This is a genomic window from Pseudomonas sp. S06B 330 (assembly GCF_002845275.2).
Classification (GTDB): domain Bacteria; phylum Pseudomonadota; class Gammaproteobacteria; order Pseudomonadales; family Pseudomonadaceae; genus Aquipseudomonas.
Genome location: NZ_CP088149.1, coordinates 954,341 through 968,213 on the forward strand (window position 1 = coordinate 954,341; position 13,873 = coordinate 968,213).

General features: G+C 60.5%; 15 protein-coding genes and 4 tRNA genes. 16 read left to right on the forward strand and 3 right to left on the reverse strand.

Annotated features, from left to right (window positions below):
- Positions 1-14 precede the first annotated feature (14 nt).
- Entirely contained in the window at positions 15-962 is a 948-nt protein-coding gene (gene ispH / locus CX511_RS04510; protein WP_045190372.1) for a 4-hydroxy-3-methylbut-2-enyl diphosphate reductase, read from the forward strand.
- On the opposite strand, the gene CX511_RS04515 is transcribed toward ispH, so the two are convergent.
- Entirely contained in the window at positions 951-1,460 is a 510-nt protein-coding gene (locus CX511_RS04515; RefSeq protein ID WP_045190374.1) for a GspH/FimT family protein, read from the reverse strand. The genes ispH and CX511_RS04515 overlap by 12 nt on opposite strands.
- Positions 1,461-1,567: 107 nt before the next feature.
- Between CX511_RS04515 and pilV the strand changes: the two genes are divergently transcribed.
- From pilV to thiO, 5 genes are read left to right on the forward strand one after another with little or no spacing between them, the layout of a single operon-like run.
- Positions 1,568-1,786: a type IV pilus modification protein PilV gene (gene pilV / locus CX511_RS04520; RefSeq protein WP_177409668.1), complete on the forward strand. Its 219-nt coding sequence runs from the start codon at positions 1,568-1,570 to the stop codon at positions 1,784-1,786.
- Entirely contained in the window at positions 1,783-2,454 is a 672-nt protein-coding gene (locus CX511_RS04525; protein WP_101291876.1) for a hypothetical protein, read from the forward strand. Before pilV ends, CX511_RS04525 begins: the two co-directional genes overlap by 4 nt.
- Entirely contained in the window at positions 2,451-2,972 is a 522-nt protein-coding gene (locus CX511_RS04530) for a pilus assembly protein PilX (protein ID WP_101291877.1), read from the forward strand. Before CX511_RS04525 ends, CX511_RS04530 begins: the two co-directional genes overlap by 4 nt.
- 11 nt (positions 2,973-2,983) lie before the next feature.
- Positions 2,984-3,391 (forward strand): type IV pilin protein, encoded by a 408-nt coding sequence (locus CX511_RS04535; protein ID WP_101291878.1) that lies wholly within the window; start codon positions 2,984-2,986, stop codon positions 3,389-3,391.
- 37 nt (positions 3,392-3,428) lie between these two features.
- Entirely contained in the window at positions 3,429-4,526 is a 1,098-nt protein-coding gene (gene thiO, locus CX511_RS04540; protein WP_101291879.1) for a glycine oxidase ThiO, read from the forward strand.
- Between the two features lie 109 nt (positions 4,527-4,635).
- Here thiO and CX511_RS04545 read toward each other — a convergent pair whose 3' ends face one another.
- Both CX511_RS04545 and CX511_RS04550 read right to left on the reverse strand, forming a co-directional pair.
- The gene (locus CX511_RS04545; RefSeq protein ID WP_045190387.1) at positions 4,636-4,866 is read right to left on the reverse strand and encodes a PP0621 family protein; all 231 of its coding nucleotides are present in this window, start codon (positions 4,864-4,866) and stop codon (positions 4,636-4,638) included.
- A gap of 93 nt (positions 4,867-4,959) precedes the next feature.
- Positions 4,960-5,976 (reverse strand): outer membrane protein assembly factor BamD, encoded by a 1,017-nt coding sequence (locus CX511_RS04550; protein WP_045190390.1) that lies wholly within the window; start codon positions 5,974-5,976, stop codon positions 4,960-4,962.
- A 150-nt stretch (positions 5,977-6,126) separates the two neighbouring features.
- Here CX511_RS04550 and rluD point away from each other — a divergent pair, with 150 nt between their 5' ends.
- From rluD to CX511_RS04600, 10 genes are all read left to right on the forward strand, one after another.
- On the forward strand, positions 6,127-7,089 hold the full coding sequence (rluD, locus tag CX511_RS04555; protein ID WP_038998723.1) for a 23S rRNA pseudouridine(1911/1915/1917) synthase RluD: 963 nt from the start codon (positions 6,127-6,129) through the stop codon (positions 7,087-7,089).
- Positions 7,086-7,826 carry a peptidoglycan editing factor PgeF gene (gene pgeF / locus CX511_RS04560; protein WP_045190392.1) on the forward strand — a complete coding sequence of 247 codons (741 nt, stop codon included), beginning with the start codon at positions 7,086-7,088 and terminating at the stop codon, positions 7,824-7,826. The genes rluD and pgeF overlap by 4 nt, the downstream gene beginning before the upstream one ends.
- Before the next feature lie 125 nt (positions 7,827-7,951).
- Positions 7,952-10,516: an ATP-dependent chaperone ClpB gene (gene clpB / locus CX511_RS04565; protein WP_045190394.1), complete on the forward strand. Its 2,565-nt coding sequence runs from the start codon at positions 7,952-7,954 to the stop codon at positions 10,514-10,516.
- Positions 10,517-10,811: 295 nt separating this feature from the next.
- Positions 10,812-10,887 (forward strand) — tRNA-Asn (locus CX511_RS04570).
- 10 nt (positions 10,888-10,897) lie between these two features.
- Positions 10,898-10,974, forward strand: a tRNA-Pro gene (locus CX511_RS04575).
- 5 nt (positions 10,975-10,979) lie between these two features.
- Positions 10,980-11,055 (forward strand) — tRNA-Lys (locus CX511_RS04580).
- 98 nt (positions 11,056-11,153) lie between these two features.
- A tRNA-Pro gene (locus CX511_RS04585) sits at positions 11,154-11,230 on the forward strand.
- A 107-nt stretch (positions 11,231-11,337) separates the two neighbouring features.
- On the forward strand, positions 11,338-11,868 hold the full coding sequence (locus CX511_RS04590) for a dihydrofolate reductase family protein (RefSeq protein ID WP_045190397.1): 531 nt from the start codon (positions 11,338-11,340) through the stop codon (positions 11,866-11,868).
- Between the two features lie 152 nt (positions 11,869-12,020).
- Positions 12,021-13,346: a S8 family serine peptidase gene (locus CX511_RS04595; protein ID WP_158239990.1), complete on the forward strand. Its 1,326-nt coding sequence runs from the start codon at positions 12,021-12,023 to the stop codon at positions 13,344-13,346.
- 56 nt (positions 13,347-13,402) lie between these two features.
- Positions 13,403-13,741, forward strand: a complete 339-nt coding sequence (locus CX511_RS04600) for a hypothetical protein (RefSeq protein WP_045190400.1) — start codon at positions 13,403-13,405, stop codon at positions 13,739-13,741.
- The last annotated feature ends 132 nt before the right edge of the window (positions 13,742-13,873 follow it).

Genomic DNA, 13,873 nt, shown 5'->3' on the forward strand with positions numbered 1-13,873 from the left:
GCCAGGAGCCGAACATGCAAATCAAACTCGCCAACCCCCGCGGTTTCTGCGCGGGCGTGGACCGGGCGATCGAGATCGTCAATCGCGCCCTGGAAGTCTTCGGCCCACCGATCTATGTGCGTCACGAAGTGGTGCACAACAAGTTCGTGGTCGAAGACCTGCGTGCGCGTGGTGCGATCTTTGTCGAAGAGCTGGATCAGGTGCCGGATGACGTCATCGTCATCTTCAGTGCCCACGGTGTTTCCCAGGCCGTGCGCCAGGAAGCTGCCGGGCGCGGTCTGAAAGTGTTCGATGCGACCTGCCCGCTGGTCACCAAGGTGCATATCGAGGTGGCGCGCTACAGCCGCGACGGTCGCGAATGCATCCTCATTGGCCATGAAGGTCACCCGGAAGTCGAAGGCACCATGGGTCAGTACGACGCCAGCAATGGCGGTGCAATCTACCTGGTCGAAGACGAGGAAGATGTGACCAAGCTGCAGGTCAATGACCCGGACAAACTGGCTTTCGTTACCCAGACGACCTTGTCGATGGATGACACCAGCCGCGTCATCGATGCCCTGCGTGCGCGCTTCCCGAATATCGGTGGGCCGCGCAAGGACGACATCTGCTACGCCACCCAGAACCGCCAGGATGCGGTCAAGCAGTTGGCCGACGAATGCGATGTGGTTCTGGTGGTCGGCAGCCCGAACAGCTCCAATTCCAACCGCCTGCGTGAGCTGGCCGAGCGCATGGCAACGCCGGCTTACCTGATCGACGGCGCCGAAGACCTGCAAAAAAGCTGGTTCGACGGCGTCGAGCGTATTGGCATCACTGCCGGCGCTTCGGCCCCGGAAGTGCTGGTGCGTGGCGTTATTGCGCAACTCAGAGAGTGGGGCGCTACCGGCGCTGAAGAGCTTGATGGACGCGAGGAGAACATCACCTTCTCGATGCCCAAAGAGCTGCGTGTACGCTCACTGATCTGAGCCACCCGCCGCACACAGCGGCAGGTGGCTCAGCGTGTCGCGCAGGCTGACTCTACCGCTGCGCGACAGCACCACCTGATAGTGACTCAGTGCCTCGGGGCGTTGGCACACATGCAACGTCCCAGCCTGAAACGCCCCGCTTTCCAGCAGTGGCACACCCAGGCCACTGAAGCGCACCTGCCGGGCCACCGGTCGGTTTGCAACAATGATCGTTCGCCCATTGCGGCGCCATTCCTGCAGCAATTGCATGTCTTGCTCAACAATCATCCTCCAGCCATTGCTCCAGTCTGCATCCAGCGCTTGCAGGCGCACGACGCTATTGCGCAGCAGCGCCTCACTGCGAGTGGTACGTAGCGCCTGCGCTAAGTCCTTGGCGGCGGCCTGGCGTTGTAGCCCGGTGCTCATGGCGTTGTAGGCCGGAGCGCCAATCTGTGTCAGCAGCCCCAGCAGGGCCGCTGCGAACAACAGTTGTATCAGTGTTACGCCCTGTTGCCTCACCGTGCATTCCTCCCTGGAAGTGCTTCGCTATAGGTTCCAGGCCCGTGTTGCTGACGTCCAGTCGGCAGGGTTGGCAAAGGATGGTGGAAAAGTCTCGGAGGTGGGCCATGGATGGCTGGCGGCAACAAGGCATGACGTTGATTGAAGTGCTGGTGGCGATGGCAGTGCTGGGGCTGGGCCTGTTTGCGGCTGCCGGCTTGCAGTTGCGGGCATTGCAGGCCACAGAAAGTGCGCAGCGCAGCACCCAGGCCGCGTACCTGGCGCAGGCGGTATCCGAGCAGGCGCGTGCCGATGGCGCATTGCGCTTTGAGTCAGCGGGGCAATGAACAGGCAAGCGGGTGTCGGCCTGCTGGAGGTGCTGCTGGCCCTGAGTCTGGGCATGCTGCTGGTGTTGGGGGCCAGCCGCCTGTTTGTTGCCGCCAGCCAGTCCTGGCAGGCACAAGCGTTGGCGGCACAGATGCAGGAGGATGCACGCCTGGCCCTGCAGCGCCTGGCTCAGAGTATTCGTATGGTGGGCATGTTTGGTTGCCTGCATGACCAGGCTATCGATTTTCTCGACCCCTTGGCCGCCCAAGCGTTTGCCCAACCGCTGCAAATCACGCGCGGTGCCGATGGGCGCGTTCAGCGCTTGCGTCTGATCAGTGCCGACGTTACCCAGGTCAGTGGCCGTCCCGACTGGACCTTGCTCACCGACTGTCGCACACAGGCCAGTGTGCACGCGGGTGAGCGCGCGCCAGCGACCGGGCAGTTTGCTGTGGCCATCCGCCGCCAGGACTATCGGCTGGTGGCCAACGAGCTACGCCTGCGTAGCGGGGCGAGTGATGGCGTGTTGGTGGACGGGGTCGATGAGCTGCAGCTTGAGCTACTCAGAGACAGTGTTGCGGGTATTTCCGGCGTGAAGCTGGGCTTGACCCTGATAGACCCGCAGCAGCGCGTCAGGCCGCAGACCTACCGAATGACCATCGCCCTCGGCAATCCGGTGGCTGGGTCGTGACCGGGCGCGGCAAGATACGGCAGCGCGGCCTGGTACTACTGCTCAGCCTGACACTGGTAGCACTGTTAGGGCTGCTGGGGCTTTCGGCCATGGGCAGTGCGACCCAGCAGGAGCGTATGGCGCACAATCTGGTGACCACTTTGCAGGTGTTTGAGCAAACGCAGCACGTGCTGCAGCAAGGGGAGTTGCAGACGCTTGCGCAAGCTTGGGCCGTTTGTGAGTTCTGTCTGCCACCACCGGAGGCCGGCTTCATTACAACGGGCGGTGTGTATTCAGGCCCTATGGCCAGTTCCGGCCTGTCCTGGCTAGCCGCTGATGGCGGTTTCTATCTCATTCAGTCCTTGGGCGTGAGCACCCAGGCCAGGCAACTACCGCCAGGGCTTGCGGTGAATCTGTATCGGGTCACTGCCGTAGGACGTAATGGAGCAGCGCGCAGCGTGCTGGAAAGCGTGGTTGCACAGCCTGTCGGACAAACAGCGCAGCCATGGCGTCGGATCCTATGGCGACAGGTCTATTAAGGAACAGGTGAATGCACCAGCAGAAAGGATTGAGCTTGATCGAACTGTTGATTGTCATCGCCGTGGTCGGCATTCTGGCGAGCATTGCCTACCCCAGTTACAGCGACCAGGTCAGAAAAGCGGCACGTACGGAAGTTGTCGGCGTGCTGTTCACCAGTGCACAGCAACTGCAGTGTCACTACTCACGTGCGGGGCAGTACAGCGACAGTGAGGCGGTGGTGACTCCCCTGGTGAGCGGGACGGATCACTACAGCTTGCACGCAGTACGCGACAAGGAGTCCTTCACCCTGTTGGCACGACGCCTGCCTGGCGGCCTGATGACGGCTGATCGGTGCGGCGACTATGTGCTTGACCAGGCGGGTGTGCGCGGCAATCGGCAAAGCGCCGAGGATGCCAGCAAGGGCTGCTGGGGTGGCTGAAGCCTTTCGCGATTTACTTCAGAAGTTGGATCGATAGATGACCAAGCAAGTAGTGATAGTCGGCGGCGGAGTGATCGGCCTGCTGACGGCGTTCAACCTGGCGGCCGAGGTCGAACAGGTGGTGCTGTGTGATCGCGGTGAGCTGGGGCAGGAGTCATCCTGGGCCGGTGGTGGCATCGTTTCGCCGCTTTACCCTTGGCGTTACAGCCCGGCCGTGACGGCGCTGGCGCATTGGTCGCAGGACTTTTATCCACAGCTGGCTGAGCGTTTGTTTGCCAGTACGGGTGTGGACCCCGAAGTGCATACCACTGGCCTGTATTGGCTGGACCTGGAAGACGAAGCCGAGGCTTTGGCTTGGGCTGAGCGGGAAGGGCGCCCCCTGAGCGCTGTGGATATCTCGGCTGCCTATGACGCAGTGCCGGTGCTTGGCTCGGGATTTCAGCGGGCAATCTATATGGCGGGCGTGGCCAACGTGCGTAACCCGCGCTTGGTCAAATCCCTTCGCGCGGCACTGCAGGCCATGCCCAATGTGAGCATTCGCGAGCACTGCGAAATCACCGGATTCAGCCGCGACGGCGAGCGGATTACGGGTGTAGAGACCGTTGAAGGCGTGATTGCAGGTGACTGCGTGGTGTTGACTGCTGGCGCCTGGAGCGGTGATCTGTTGCGGCCTTTGGGGCTGGAATTGCCGATCGAGCCGGTCAAAGGGCAGATGATTCTCTTCAAATGCGCCGAAGACTTCTTGCCGAGCATGGTCCTGGCCAAAGGGCGCTATGCGATCCCGCGGCGTGATGGGCACATTCTGGTCGGCAGCACCCTGGAACATGCCGGATACGACAAGACCCCGACTGCCGAGGCGCTGGAGAGCTTGAAAGCTTCTGCGGTGGAGTTGTTGCCGGCCTTGGCGGATGCCACGCCGGTCGCGCATTGGGCAGGTTTGCGCCCTGGCTCGCCTGAAGGCATTCCCTACATCGGTGAAGTACCGGGTTGGGAAGGACTCTGGTTGAACTGTGGGCATTACCGCAATGGTCTGGTGCTGGCGCCGGCGTCCTGTCAGTTGTTCGCTGATCTGCTGCTAGGCCGTGAACCGATCATCGATCCCCTACCTTATGCGCCGGCAGGGCGTTTGATGTAAACGCCTGTTGGCTTTGTGTGAGCCGGTCTTGCCGGCGATGGGATCAGCGCACGGTTAGTTGTTGCTCGGCGCCTGCATCGCTGGCAAGGCAGCGGCTACAGGGGCCAGGCTAGCGCTGCGAACCTGGCCCTTGTTCCAGATGCGCCTGACTGCAGTACCACTGCGAGCCCAAACGCAGGGCACGGTCATTGGGCAGGTGCACGCCACAATGGGCGCAGCGCACCATCTTCAACGGGTCTTCAAGACCGTTGTCGGGCGCAGCAGCGTTGCTGGCCTTGAACTTGCGCCACAGCCAGAAAGCAGCGGCAATCAGGGCAATCCAGAAAAGTAGGCGAACCATGGTGTCCAGCTTTGTCAGTGAAGAGCCTTCAGTCTAGGGCTCGGGCATGAAAAAAGGGAGGCCTGGGCCTCCCTTTATCTGTTACATGTTCGATCAGTCGAACACGCCAAAGGTCATGTAGCTGAACCAGGAACGGTCGTCGTTGTTGCCTTGCGCTTCGTGTTCTTCTTCCTCAACCGCGTCGCCCTCTTTAGGCTGCAGTTCGGCCGGGATGGCTTCCTTGGCATCTTCGTACTGACGGATGACGTCCTGGTTGGCGCGGGTTTCGCCCGGCGGCAGCGGCGCATCGCTCTCGATCAGGCCCAGCGTGGCCTTGGACAGCCAGGAGCGGTTGTCGGCTTCGTCCTGCTTAGGCACGAACTGGCCGTCGACCAGGCTTGGATGATCCGGGTAGTTGAGCTTGAGGGTTTCCAGGCTGGTGGCGGCCAGTTCGTCCAGGTGCAGACGCATATAGGCTTCGGTCATCACCGCCAGGCCGTCGCCGACTGCTGGGGTTTCCTGGAAGTTCTCTACGACATAGCGGCCACGGTTGGCGGCGGCGACATAGGCCTGACGGGTCAGGTAGTAGTCAGCGACGTGGATTTCGTAGGCCGCCAGCAGGTTGCGCAGGTAAATCATGCGCTGCTTGGCGTCTGGCGAGTAGCGGCTGTTAGGGAAGCGGCTGGTCAGCTGGGCGAACTCGTTGTAGGAGTCGCGGGCAGCACCCGGGTCACGCTTGGTCATGTCCAGCGGCAGGAAGCGCGCCAGCAGGCCACGGTCCTGGTCGAAAGACGTCAGACCCTTGAGGTAATAGGCGTAGTCGACGTTCGGGTGCTGGGGGTGCAAGCGAATGAAGCGCTCGGCGGCCGATTTGGCGGCTTCAGGTTCGGCGTTCTTATAGTTCGCGTAGATCAGTTCGAGCTGCGCCTGATCGGCATAGCGACCGAACGGATAGCGCGACTCCAGCGCCTTGAGCTTGCTGGTGGCGCTGGTGTAGCTGTGGTTGTCCAGATCGGCCTGCGCCTGCTGGTACAGCTCGGCTTCGCTCAGGTTTTCGTCGACGACTTCCTTCGAAGAACAAGCAGCGGTCAGTCCGAGGATGGCGATCAGCAGCAGGTGTTTCACTTGCATGGCGGCTTGCGTCCCTATGACGGCCGCTGTCTTGGGCGTGGCCGTCCTGTTATGATGAGCACCCCGATGCAACACCCGGGGCAAAAGACGTCGTATTTAACCACAAGCGTGCAGTCGAAACCAAAGGCTGTGCCGCCCGCTGATTCGAGCATGTCCGAGATCATTCAACTTCGCGCAGAGGTGCCGTCCGAATTGGGCGGGCAACGCCTCGACCAAGTCGCCGCCCAATTGTTCGCTGAGCACTCGCGCTCGCGCCTGTCCACCTGGATCAAGGAGGGGCGCCTGACGGTGGATGGCGCTGTCCTGCGTCCGCGCGATATCGTCCACGGCGGTGCGCTGCTGGCGCTCGACGCCGAGCAGGAAGCCCAAGGCGAGTGGGTGGCCCAGGACATCGAGCTGGATATCGTCTATGAAGACGACCACATCCTGGTGATCAACAAGCCCGCTGGGCTTGTGGTCCACCCGGCTGCTGGCCACGCCGATGGCACCCTGCTCAACGCACTGCTGCACCACGTACCGGACATCATCAATGTCCCGCGTGCCGGCATCGTCCACCGCCTGGACAAGGACACCACCGGTCTGATGGTGGTGGCCAAGACCATTCAGGCGCAGACCCAACTGGTTGCCCAGTTGCAAAGTCGCAGTGTCAGCCGCATCTATGAATGCATCGTGATCGGTGTGGTGACCGCAGGCGGCAAGATCAATGCGCCGATCGGTCGTCACGGCGGGCAGCGTCAGCGCATGGCGGTGACCGAAGGCGGCAAGCCAGCGGTCAGCCACTACCGTGTACTGGAACGCTTCCGCTCGCACACCCACGTGCGGGTCAAGCTGGAAACCGGCCGGACCCACCAGATCCGTGTACACATGGCCCACGTTAACTTCCCGTTGGTCGGCGATCCGGTCTATGGCGGTCGCTTCCGCATTCCACCAGCGGCCAGCCTGACCATGGTTGATGCCCTCAAGACCTTCCCGCGCCAGGCCCTGCATGCGCGCTTCCTGGAACTGGATCACCCAGTGACGGGCGAGCGTATGGGCTGGGAGTCGGCGCTGCCGGACGATTTCGTCTGGCTGCTGTCGCTGCTCAAGCAGGACCGTGAGGCGTTTGTTGGATGAGTGAGCTGACGCACGCCTTGCTGATCCCGGACTGGCCTGCGCCAGCCGGGGTTCGTGCGTGCGTCACCACGCGTTTGGGCGGGGTCAGCCTGCCGCCCTACGAGAGCTTCAACCTCGGTGATCATGTCGGCGATGAGCCTGCTGCGGTGGCCGAAAACCGCCGCCGCCTGAGCACCGAGTTCGGCATCCAGCCAGCCTGGCTCAAGCAGGTGCATGGCGTGGTTGTGGCAGATGCCGACCCGGGCGTGATCGCCGAGGCCGACGCCAGCTGGACGGCCACGCCCGGTATTGCCTGCACGGCAATGACCGCCGATTGCCTGCCGCTGCTGTTCTGCGACCGTGCCGGTACCCGAGTCGCTGCCGCCCACGCCGGCTGGCGTGGCCTGGCCAATGGCGTGATCGAAGCCACCCTCGATCGTCTGGCCCTGGCGCCGGAAGAGGTAGTGGTGTGGCTGGGCCCGGCGATTGGCCCGCAAGCCTTCGAAGTCGGGTTGGAAGTGCGCGACGCCTTCACGACCGTTCATCCGGAAACTGCCCAGGCCTTTGTGCCCGGTGCCGGCCCCGATAAATTGATGGCCGACATCTATAAGCTGGCGCGCCTGCGTCTGGCTGCCCGTGGCGTAACGGCGGTGTATGGGGGTGGTTTTTGCACCGTCAGCGATCCACGCTTCTACTCTTATCGGCAAACGCCGCAAGGTGGACGCTTCGCGTCGCTGGTCTGGCTTGATCCGCGCTGATCTGAATCAACCCCGCTAAGCTTGAAACCGCCAGAATCACCCTCATCTAATGGGGTATCTCTGGCAGGTTTATCTTCATCAGGTGTGTCCATCGCTCCGGCCTGCCCATAAAAGGAAGGTAACTTATGCGAATAGACCGTTTGACCAGCAAATTACAGCTGGCGTTATCCGACTCCCAATCCCTGGCCGTTGGTATGGACCATCCCGCCATCGAGCCTGCGCACCTGTTGCAAGCGTTGATCGATCAGCAAGGTGGTTCGATCAAGCCGCTGCTGATGCAGGTGGGCTTTGACGTCAACAGCCTGCGCAAGGCGTTGAGCAAAGAGCTCGACCAACTGCCAAAAATCCAGAACCCGACCGGCGACGTGAATATGTCGCAGGACCTGGCGCGTCTGCTCAACCAGGCCGATCGCCTGGCGCAGCAGAAGGGTGACCAGTTCATCTCCAGTGAACTGGTGCTGCTCGCGGCCATGGACGAAAACAGCAAGCTCGGCAAGTTGCTGCTCGGCCAGGGCGTGACCAAAAAAGCCCTGGAAAACGCCATCAGCAACCTGCGTGGTGGCGAGGCGGTCAATGACCCCAACGCCGAAGAGTCGCGTCAGGCCCTGGATAAGTACACCGTCGACCTGACCAAGCGCGCTGAAGACGGCAAGCTTGACCCGGTGATCGGCCGTGACGATGAAATCCGCCGCACCATTCAAGTGTTGCAACGGCGGACCAAAAACAATCCGGTGCTGATCGGTGAGCCTGGTGTGGGTAAAACCGCCATCGCTGAAGGCTTGGCCCAGCGCATCATCAACGGCGAAGTGCCAGACGGCCTTAAAGGCAAGCGTCTGCTTTCGCTGGACATGGGCGCGCTGATTGCCGGTGCCAAGTTCCGCGGTGAGTTCGAAGAGCGCCTCAAAGGCCTGCTCAATGAGCTGTCCAAGCAAGAAGGGCAGATCATTCTGTTCATCGACGAACTGCACACCATGGTGGGCGCCGGTAAGGGCGAGGGCTCCATGGACGCCGGCAACATGCTCAAACCCGCGTTGGCGCGGGGTGAGCTGCACTGCGTCGGTGCCACCACCCTGAACGAATACCGTCAGTACATCGAGAAGGACGCAGCCCTTGAGCGGCGCTTCCAGAAAGTACTGGTAGAAGAGCCGAGCGAAGAAGACACCATCGCCATCCTGCGTGGCCTCAAAGAGCGTTATGAGGTGCACCACAAGGTGGCGATCACCGACGGCGCGATCATTGCCGCGGCCAAGCTCAGCCATCGCTACATCACTGATCGGCAACTGCCGGACAAGGCCATCGACCTGGTTGACGAAGCGGCCAGCCGCATTCGCATGGAGATCGACTCCAAGCCAGAAGTGCTCGATCGCCTGGAGCGCCGCCTGATTCAACTTAAGGTTGAATCCCAGGCGCTGAAGAAAGAAGAAGACGAAGCGGCGCTCAAGCGTCTGGAAAAACTGACTGAAGAGATTGCTCGACTGGAGCGTGAGTACGCGGATCTGGAAGAAATCTGGACCTCGGAAAAAGCCGAAGTGCAGGGTTCTGCGCAGATTCAGCAGAAAATCGAACAGTCGCGTCAGGAGCTGGAAACCGCGCGCCGCAAGGGCGACCTCAGCCGCATGGCCGAGCTGCAGTACGGGGTGATCCCGGACCTGGAGCGCAGCCTGCAGATGGTCGACCAGCACGGCAAGGCCGAAAACCAGCTGCTGCGTAACAAGGTAACCGAGGAAGAAATCGCTGAAGTGGTGTCCAAATGGACCGGTATTCCGGTGGCCAAGATGCTCGAAGGCGAGCGGGACAAGCTGCTGAAGATGGAAAGCCTGCTGCACGAGCGGGTGATCGGTCAGGAAGAAGCTGTGGTGGCAGTCTCCAACGCCGTGCGTCGCTCCCGCGCAGGGCTCTCTGACCCGAACCGGCCAAGTGGCTCGTTCCTCTTCCTCGGCCCAACCGGTGTAGGTAAGACCGAACTGTGCAAGGCGCTGGCCGAGTTCCTGTTCGACACCGAAGAGGCGATGGTGCGGATCGACATGTCCGAGTTCATGGAGAAGCATTCCGTGGCGCGGCTGATCGGTGCACCCCCTGGCTATGTCGGTTACGAAGAGGGCGGTTACCTGACCGAAGCGGTACGGCGCAAGCCTTACGCGGTGGTGCTGCTCGACGAAGTCGAGAAAGCGCACCCGGATGTGTTCAACGTCTTGCTGCAGGTGCTTGAAGACGGTCGCCTGACTGACAGCCACGGACGTACGGTGGACTTCCGTAATACCGTGATCGTCATGACTTCCAACCTGGGCTCGGCGCAGATCCAGGAATTGGTCGGTGATCGGGAAGCACAGCGTGCCGCGGTGATGGATGCGGTGGGTTCGCACTTCCGCCCTGAGTTCATCAACCGGATCGACGAAGTGGTGGTGTTCGAGCCTCTGGGCCGCGATCAGATCGCGGGTATCACCCAGATCCAGCTGGGCCGTCTGCGCAGCCGTCTGGCTGAGCGCGACCTGAGCCTGGAACTGAGTGACGAAGCGCTGGATAAACTGATCGCTGTCGGCTACGACCCGGTCTACGGTGCACGGCCTCTGAAACGGGCCATCCAGCGTTGGATCGAGAACCCGTTGGCGCAGATGATCCTGGCCGGCAAGTTCCTGCCAGGCACCGGGATTACCGCCAAAGTCGAGGGCGAGGAAATCGTCTTCGCCTGATTTTTCGGTGGGTTACGCTAAGGCCTCGAAATTCGAGGCCTTTTTTCTTTGCATTTTTTCTCGAGTGCTTGTAAAGTGCGCCCCGCTGTATGTCACCCCGCAGGTTTCCGGCAAAATTGGGAATCTGAAAAAAAGTTGCAAATCAGTAAGTTGAATGCAAATTAGGGGTTGACAAGGGTTTTGAAGGTTGTAGAATAGCGCGCCTCAGAGACATGAACGCAGCGATGCACAAGGTCGAAGAGTTCGAAGCGGTAGTGATACAGTTTTCGAAATTGCAGTAATTGAAATTGATAGTTCCGCGATAGCTCAGTCGGTAGAGCAAATGACTGTTAATCATTGGGTCCCAGGTTCGAGTCCTGGTCGCGGAGCCAAATTTCAAGCCGGGGTATAGCGCAGTCCGGTAGCGCGCCTGCTTTGGGAGCAGGATGTCAGGAGTTCGAATCCCCTTACCCCGACCATTTTTGGGTCGTTAGCTCAGTTGGTAGAGCAGTTGGCTTTTAACCAATTGGTCGTAGGTTCGAATCCTACACGACCCACCATTTTCGAGTCCGGTTCGCTGGATTTGGATCTTAAAAGGTTGGAACGCCATTAGCGTCCAGCCGTAAAAAAGGCGCCTTAATCGGTGCTTTTTTTTTACCGGGGTATAGCGCAGTCCGGTAGCGCGCCTGCTTTGGGAGCAGGATGTCAGGAGTTCGAATCCCCTTACCCCGACCATATTCAGAGAAAAGGGCACCTTGCAAAGGGTGCCCTTTTTTCGTTTCTGCAGCCCTGAATGTTTGCCTGCTACTATCGGGCAATAACCTGCAAGGGAGCTGCCCGCCGTGACCCTCAAAGCCTCCGTTTACATCGCCACCAGCCTCGATGGCTTCATTGCCCGTGCAAGCGGCGAGCTGGACTGGTTGATGGTTGCCACCACCTCCAGCGACGACCACGGCTACGCCGCCTACATGGCGAGCATCGATACCCTGGTCATGGGGCGCAATACCTTCGAAAAAGTCCTGACCTTTGGTGAGTGGCCCTATCCGCACAAACGGGTGGTGGTGTTGAGCAGTACCTTGCGTCAGGCGGATGCGGGGCCGCATGTCGAGGTGCATCCTGGGCCGCTGGCGCAGTTGATCGACCACCTGCAGGAGACCGGGGCCAAGAGCCTGTACCTCGATGGCGGCCAGGTCGTACAGAGTTTCTTGCGAGAAGGGCGGGTGGATGAACTGACCATCACCCGGATACCGGTATTGCTGGGCAGTGGCATTCCCCTGTTCGGCGCCTTGGCCAAGGATGTGCTGCTGCAGCACCTGCGCAGCACCACGTTTGAAAATGGCTTTGTGCAGAGCACGTATCGGGTACTCAGATAGCGCTTTTTATCCGTCAGCCCCAGCTTGTCCGGGTAGCTGCACACGCTTGCTAAAAGCAGGGGGCTGGTCTTTGCTTGCTCGAGTAAGGATGCGCTTTGTGGGGGCCTGTGGGGCCTCAGCATCCCGATTGCACTCATATCAGGATGCTCGCCATGACCAAGATCGGACCCCTGCTACGTAACGTATTAAGTCGTATCGAAAGCCCTTCCGCTGAGCTGCAAGGCCAGGCGCTGTGGTCGATAGCTGCTCATGTGGGAAGTGGCGAAAGCCCGGACAGAATACCCTTGGTAGTGAAGCTAACGACCAAGCGTCCTCGGCATGGTGAGGGGTGGGAGGAATACAAGCAGCGCTTTGATCACGAAGTATCAGCGGTCAATCAGGTCTTGAGTGGTGGGCAGGCCAAGCCGCTGTATCTGGCGGGGGCCATCGCGGGGGCATTCCGGCCTGAGCAAGTTGAAGGCATGGCGCAGCTCAACGAAATCGGCCTGATAGAGCTCGACCCCATCGTCAATCCCACATTGATGGATGACGCCTGTATCGACATTGGCCTGGATGGGTATCGCAATCAACACGGTCAACTGACGGGGGCGGGCGTAAGGGTTGCCGTATTGGATTCAGGCATCGACATTCAACACCCCTTCCTCAGTGTTACCGACTCTGTCTCGACGTGTGGTGAGGACTTTCTCATTCCCGGGTCTCACGGTACTCACTGTGCCGGCAGCATCGCCTCGCGGGACAGCCTCTATCGAGGTGTGGCACCGGATGTTGAGCTGCTGAACATCAAGGTCCTGCGTCATGACGGCAGTGGCCGACATACCTCCATTGTCCAGGGCATAGATGCTGCACTTGATCTCAAGGCCGACATCATTTCCATGAGCCTTGGCTTCAATCATCTGCCGGCCTGGTCAGATCGTGGGCATGGTTGGGCTTGTCCAGACGGGCGTTGCCCCTTGTGCACTGCCGTAGACAACGCCAGCACCTTTGGCGCCATTGTCTGTGTGGCAGCGGGTAACGAGCATGCCCGCGCCGATGCCCTGCGGCGTATGGGGTATGGTCACCTGATTGATACCGAGCTGGGTTGCCCTGGCCAAGCCAGGGGCGCCATCACCGTCGGCGCAATCTCCAAGAGAACCTTTTTACCCGCAGAATTCTCCAGTCGTGGCCCTTCTGCGTATGGCACAGAAAAGCCGGATTTGGTCGCGCCGGGCATCAACATCATGTCCACGACACCCGTGCCAAGGCAAACAGACGGTAGCTTGGAACCCACGCCAATGCGTGCAGATCTGTTTGGCAGAAAGAGTGGCACTTCGATGGCGACGCCTATCGTTGCTGGGGTGGCGGCCTTGTTGCTGCAGCAGCGCCGTAGTCAGAACCAGAGCGTAACGGTGTCGGCAATGCGCAAGGCGATCCTGGACGCAACGACGGCAATGGGCTTGCCGGTAAACGTCGTAGGCGTTGGTCGGGTCACGTTAAGCTAGGTGGGATAGGTGCTATTGTCCTGTGTAGTGATCACAGGACTGAGTGGTGGATCGCCATGGTCGAGACAAGAGAGATTGAAAAACTGCGCCAACTGGGTTTGACCGAGCAAACCTCTGCTGGGGTCGAAGCCGTGCGAGTGACCGCTCAATGTCGCCTGTCTGCGGCGGGTTACACCCGGGACAAATGGCGCTCGGCCTTACTCGACTGGGAATGTGGAATAGAGCAGCAACTGGCCTCTCATGGCGCGGAGCTGGTACCGGGTAGCTTGTCGGTGTCTGGGCAAACGGTTGAAGTGGTGGTTCCTATTGACCAGCTGTCGTCCGTTGTCGCCGAAATGGCCGATGCGGATGTAAGAATCGATATCGTAACGCCCCACCAAGTGGTGGAGCGCTAGCGTTTTTGCTTGCGGTAGCCGCTGCCGAGGCACGAGGCTGCGATCGACTGCAGAGCAGTCGCAACTCGGGCACCTCGTTGGGCTTGGCGAATTGCGGTGCCTGGTTTTACGGCCGTTTCACGCCCGATCGCA